This is a genomic window from Halovivax sp. (assembly GCA_007119345.1).
In the GTDB taxonomy this organism is placed as follows: Archaea; Halobacteriota; Halobacteria; order Halobacteriales; family Natrialbaceae; genus Halovivax.
Genome location: SKPV01000288.1, coordinates 1 through 5,132, shown reverse-complemented (window position 1 = coordinate 5,132; position 5,132 = coordinate 1). Strand labels below are relative to the sequence as shown.

Annotated in this window: 4 protein-coding genes; all 4 read left to right on the top strand. The window is 69.1% G+C overall.

The annotated features are described in order from the left end of the window. The coding region (locus QZT59_RS18910; RefSeq protein WP_290819486.1) for an ABC transporter permease at nt 1-722 on the top strand (722 nt) is incomplete at its 5' end. Further along, complete coding sequence (locus QZT59_RS18905) at nt 719-1,735, top strand: ABC transporter ATP-binding protein (RefSeq protein WP_290819484.1); 1,017 nt, start codon at nt 719-721, stop codon at nt 1,733-1,735. The genes QZT59_RS18910 and QZT59_RS18905, both read left to right, overlap by 4 nt. Before the next feature lie 142 nt (nt 1,736-1,877). Continuing rightward, entirely contained in the window at nt 1,878-3,659 is a 1,782-nt protein-coding gene (locus QZT59_RS18900; protein WP_290819482.1) for an oligopeptide/dipeptide ABC transporter ATP-binding protein, read from the top strand. Then, on the top strand, nt 3,656-5,002 hold the full coding sequence (gene dacB / locus QZT59_RS18895) for a D-alanyl-D-alanine carboxypeptidase/D-alanyl-D-alanine-endopeptidase (RefSeq protein ID WP_290819480.1): 1,347 nt from the start codon (nt 3,656-3,658) through the stop codon (nt 5,000-5,002). Before QZT59_RS18900 ends, dacB begins: the two co-directional genes overlap by 4 nt. The last annotated feature ends 130 nt before the right edge of the window (nt 5,003-5,132 follow it).

The window sequence follows — 5,132 nt, the reverse complement described above, 5'->3', positions numbered from 1 at the left end:
TCTTCGGGCCGAGCATCTACAACCTCTTCATCGCCTACGGGATCGTCGGCATCCCGGCGTACGCCCGCGTGATGCGCTCGGAGGCGCTCTCCTTGCGCGACCGCCAGTACGTCGAGGCCGCCAAGCTCGCCGGATTGCCCCGCCGGACGATCCTCTTCCGGGAGATCGTCCCGAACGGGATCGCGCCGGTCGTCGTCCAGGCGACGCTCTCGATGGGAACCGTCATCATCGGCGCCGCGGCGCTCTCGTTCCTCGGCTTCGGCGTCCAGCCGCCGACGCCGGACTGGGGCCGGATGCTGAGCGACGGCCGGACCGCGCTGGTCGTCGCCCCGTGGGTCGCGGTGTTCCCCGGCATCATGATCTTCATCACCGTCATGGGATTCAACATGTTGGGAGACGGGCTGCGTGACATCATGGACCCGAAAATGACCGTCGAAGAGACGACGTACGACGACTGGAACTTGGCGGAGTGGACGAGCAATCGACCGCCGGTCTCGACCGAGTCCTCGGTCACGTCGACCGAGCACGCGACCCGCACCGACGGCGGCACTGTCGCGGACGTCGATTCCACGGACTACGCGTCGGGGTGGTCGACCGATGGAACGGAGGGACCGTTGGACGTGCCCGATGGCGGTACCGACTCGCCGTCAGACGTGTCTGGCGGCGGGGAGGACTCGCCGTCGGAGCCGTCCGGCGACGGTCCCGGAGGTGAGCGACCGTGAGCCTCCTCGAAGTCGAGGATCTCCGGACCTACTTCTTCACGCCGGAAGGAGTCGTCGAGGCCGTCGACGGCGTCAGCTTCGCGGTCGACGCCGGCGAGTCGCTCGGGCTCGTTGGCGAGAGCGGCGCCGGCAAGAGCGTCGCCGTCAAGAGCCTGATGGGCCTGATTCGGAATCCCGGGCGGATCGTCGACGGGAGCGTCCGCTTCGACGGGCGGGAGCTGACCGACCTCTCGGAGGCCGAGCTGCGGCGGGAGGTCCGGGGCAACGACATCTCGATCGTCTTCCAGGACGCGATGTCGGCGCTGAACCCGGTGTTCACCGTTGGCAGCCAGATCCAGGAGGTGATCGTCGAGAACACCGACCGCGGGCCGAAGGAGGCCCGCGAACGGGCGATCGAGCTGCTCGACGACGTCGGGATCCCGGACCCCGAAGAGCGCGTCGAAGAGTACCCTCACCAGTACTCCGGCGGGATGCAACAGCGCGCGATGATCGCGATGGCGCTGGCATGCGACCCGCGGCTGATCATCGCCGACGAGCCGACGACCGCCCTGGACGTCACGATCCAGGCCGGCATCCTCGAGCTGTTCGACGAGATCCAGGAGACCCACGACACGAGCATCGTCTACGTCACTCACGACCTGGGCGTCGTCCGCGAGGTCTGCGACCGCGTCGCGGTGATGTACCTCGGGCGGATCGTCGAGAGCGCGCCGTACGAGGAGCTCTACCGGAACCCGAAGCACCCGTACACCCAGTCGCTGCTCTCTTCGGTCATCACGCCCGATGAGCGCCCGGACGCGATCGACCCGATCGAGGGCACGATGCCGAGCGCGATGGACCCGCCGCGGGGCTGTCGGTTCCGTACCCGGTGCCCCGTCGCCGTCGAGGAGTGCGCTCACGTCCAGCCGGGACGCCGCGAGGTGGCGCCGGGGCACACGGCGGCCTGCCTGCTGTACGAGGACGACGCCCACGAGGAACCGACCCTTCACCGAACCACGCGAGCGCCAGAACGATGACGATGAGGACCATTACGAGACGGGACGAGCACGATCGCGAGACGGGACGATCACGAGACGGGACAGGCGGCGGCCGGTCGGAGGTGGCCGCTCCGATGAGTGCCGACGATCGAGCGCCGGCCGGACGGAGGTGGCCGTCCCGATGAGCACCGACGACCGAGCGGGAGGCTCGGCCGACGGCCGATCGGGTCGAACCGACGACAACGGAGCCGGCGTCGACCGGACGCCCTCCTCGCGCGAGGGGACGGACGACGAATCGGCGCTGCTCGAGATTCGGGACCTGAAGACGCACTTTCCCGTCAACACCGGGCTGTTCGACTCGCTTCGACTCGACCTCGAGGGCGGCGGCTGGCCGTTCCGGCTCGACGACACGAGCGTGAGGGCCGTCGACGGTGTCGACCTCGAACTGCGCCCGGGGGAGACCCTTGGGGTCGTCGGCGAGTCCGGCTGCGGGAAGTCGACGCTCGCGCGCACGGTCCTCGGACTCGAGGAGCCGACCGACGGCGATATCAGGTTCGACGGACGCGCGGTCGGGGAGATCCCCGAAGGAGAGTTTCGCGAGCGGACCCAGATGGTCTTCCAGGACCCGCAGTCGAGTCTCAACCCCCGCCGGAAGGTGGGTCACATCATCGAGGATCCGCTGCGGGGAACGGGCTGGCCCGAGTCGGACCCCGCGGTCGTCGCGAGGGCCGACGTTCGAACCGAGGGACTCGGCGACCTCGCGGTCGACGTGACCGTCGACGACGAGGCCGACAAGCTGGTCGATCCCGTCGACGGCGTCGCCGACGTCCTCGTGACTGTTCGTCGAACACGGGCCGCCGATGCGGGTGAAAGCGGTGAGTTCGACGCGAACGGCGCGGATGGGGACTATGGGTCCGACGCAGACGGCACCGCCCGGGACGCCGGCTCCGGCGGGGACGTCGGTGACCGAAGCGCCGGGGTCGCGCGGGCCGAAGCCGGCGATGGAATCGAAGACGAACTCCGCGTCGATCTGCCGTGGGGCTTCGAGGCCGACGTGCGCGTCGACGGGGACGCCCGGACGGTCGAGGTGGCCGTCTCGGTCGGCGTCTCCGACAAAGAGATCCGCCGCGAGCGGGCGCTCGACCTGCTCGAACAGGTCGGCCTGAAGCGAGCGTACTACAACCGCTACCCGCACGAGTTCTCCGGCGGCCAGCGCCAGCGCATCAACCTCGCACGGGCGCTCTCGGTGAACCCCGACCTGGTCGTCGCCGACGAGCCCGTCAGCGGGCTCGACGTCAGCATCCAGGCGCAAATCCTCAATCTGATGGAGGATCTCCAGGACGAGTACGGGCTCACCTACCTCTTCATCTCCCACGACCTGAGCGTCGTCCGGTACGTCGCCGACCGGGTCGCGGTGATGTATCTCGGCGAGTTCGTGGAAGTTGCACCGACCGACCAGCTGTTCGCCGACCAGTATCACCCGTACGCGCGGGCACTGTTGAGCGCCATTCCGAATCCCGACCCGGATATGCCGGGCGCCCGGTCGGAGATCCGGGGCGCCGTTCCGAGCGCGTCCGACCCGCCGCGGGGCTGTCGGTTCCACACGCGGTGTCCCGACTTCATCCTCCCCGACGGGTTCACGCGAGAGGGCTACGACGCCTACGAGTCGCTGCTCGACGCCGTCCGTGATCGGGGCCTCGAGGGCTCGGAGCCGGCCGAGGTCCTCGACGGCCACCTTGGGGGCGGCGACGGCGTGCCGCCGCAGGTCCGACGTACCGCCGAGCAGGCCGTCGAGACGGCGCTGGCGGGCGACTGGGACGAGGCGGCCGAGACGCTGGCCGAGTTCGAGTCTGTCTGTCAGGCACAGGCGCCCGCACTCGCACCCGTCGGCGAGTCGGGGCGGGCCAGCGCGTGTCACCTCTCGGCGGACTCGACCCGCGGCGACGGCGGTGAGTCCCGATGACGAGCGGGCCGTCGACGGGCGAGGCGGTACTGGCGCCGTCGACGCTACCTGGCCGAGAGTACGTGAGCGCGAGCGTCCTCGCCAGAGACCTTCGAACCGGCGAGCGATTGCTCGCCGTTGATCCGGACGTCCCCCTGTTGCCGGCCTCGAACGCGAAGCTCGTGACGGCGGCACGGGCGTTCTGCGAGCTGGGGCCGGAGTATCGGTTCGAGACCCCGGTGTACGCGGACGGTCCGGTCCGCAAGGGCGTCCTCCTGGGAGATCTCGTCGTCTCCGGCCGGGGCGCGCCGGATCTCTCGCAGGCGGATCTGATGGCGCTGGCGGACGAGGTGGCCGGCGCCGGGATCGAAACCGTCGCGGGCGAACTCATCGTCGACGCGTCGGCGTTCGACGACCAGTTTCTCGGCCCCGGCTGGACCTGGGACGACGGCCAGTTCGAGTACGGCGCGAAGTCGACCCCACTGGCGGTCGAGCGCAACACGGTCGACATCACCGTCGCCCACCGGAACGGCTCCGTCTCGGTCGACGCCTCGCCCAGCTCCGACATCGTTCGGTTCGATGTCGACGTCGAGCCGGGTCAGACGACCTCACTCGAGGTGTACAAAAAGCGCGCCTCGGAAGTCATCCGCGTCGAAGGTGAGATTCCACCCGGCGAGACCCAGACGGCGGCCAGCCCCGTCGACGACCCGATGATGCACGCGGCGAGTCTGTTCAGGGACGCCCTGGAGGCGAAGGGGATCGCCGTCGACGGCTGGACCCGGATCGAGCACGAGCCGATCACGCCCGAGGGCGACCCGTGCGCGGCCGTCACCTCCGCGCCGCTCGTGGAGATCGTCCAGGAGATGCTCGTTCACTCGGACAACTTCGCCGCCGAACAGCTGGCCAGGACCATCGCCCGCGAGCTGGACGGCGTCGGCTCCTGGGAGCTGTGGGAAGAGCACGTCTCGGCGTTTCTCACCGATCGCGGCGCGGAAGCGGTTCGACTTCGAGACGGCTCCGGGCTCTCCAGGTACAACCTGCTGTCGGCGTCGAGCATCGTCGCCGTCCTCGAGTGGTGCCTGGATCGCCCCTGGAGCGAGCGCTATTGGCAATCGCTCCCGCTCACTGGCGTCGAGGGCACCGTCGCCAACCGACTCGCGGACCTCCCGATCCCGGTCAGGGCGAAAACCGGAACGCTGACCGGCGCCCGGACGCTCTCGGGCTACGTTTGCGAGCCGAGCGGCGAGCCCGCGGCCGTCTTCTCGTGCCTGCTCTCGAATCTCACGGGCGAGTACGAGGCGACGGCCACCGACAGGATCGACGACGTCGTCCGGACGATCGTCGAGGCGACTGACCTCTCGTGAGGAGTCGGGAGGCCACGTCGAGGGTGGTCACCCTACATACCGACTCTTCTCATCTCATCTGTTCGATGGTCTCGCTTCGAGTCACGAATTGCGCTCTTCGGTTCGGGGCGCCAGCCTCGAGTCATGAATT